1 protein-coding gene is annotated in these 713 nt (G+C 59.7%); it reads right to left on the bottom strand.

Features of this window, described 5'->3' with window-relative positions; all coding sequences use genetic code 11:
• Nucleotides 1-361: hypothetical protein (locus tag EN984_RS36635; RefSeq protein WP_127384456.1), on the bottom strand; the 361-nt coding region annotated here is incomplete at its 3' end.
• Nucleotides 362-713 lie beyond the last annotated feature (352 nt).

Below are 713 nucleotides of genomic sequence, written 5' to 3'. Positions count from 1 at the left end.
GTTGCGAATAGCCCATATTGTTGACGATCTGCGGCTTGCGGCCGGCGACCTTCAAAAGCTGGCCGTAGGCTCGGTCGGCGAAGTCGAAGCGGCCGAGTTCATCATAGGAAGCGGCGAGCCCCATCCAGGCCTCCGCATTGTCGGCTTTCAACTCGACGGCCTTGCGGAAGTGCTTTTCGGCGAGGCCGTAATTGGCGTCGCGAAACTGCGCCTTGCCTTGCGCCAGATCGGAGGTTTCGGTGTCGTTTGCCGCCGGTTGGATGGCGGTGGTCTTGGTGGTGTCGACGCCACTCGTCGTACAGCCAGACATCATCAAGACGGCCGCCATTGCGGCCATTGCCGTGAAATTACTGTGACGCATGCCCCTGCCTCATCGCCCGATTTGCCGGGTCGTTCTTCAGGAAACACAATATATCAGCGGCGATTAAACTTCGGTGCCGAAACGCCGCCAAAATTCGGCTTCGGGCACACCAGCCATTAACCACCAGGCACCAGACGAAGACCTATTCCTAAGAGAATCCCGGCAGCAAGGAAGCGAGCGGCCTTTCACGGCCCCATGACCTTGAGTACTTCAGGAACCGGATAGCGGTTGCCGTCATAGCGCAGCCGGTAGGTCCGTTTCACCGGCTTGCCGGGATGGGACTGGCACTCGCCATCCTTGTCGGGAGACGGGTCATCGGTTTGCGTCCGCTCGAGCGCGACCATGTCGTGAT

It is taken from the genome of Mesorhizobium sp. M7A.F.Ca.CA.004.12.1.1, from assembly GCF_003997835.1.
Taxonomy (GTDB): domain Bacteria; phylum Pseudomonadota; class Alphaproteobacteria; order Rhizobiales; family Rhizobiaceae; genus Mesorhizobium.
This window is presented reverse-complemented; position numbering and strand designations above follow the sequence as displayed.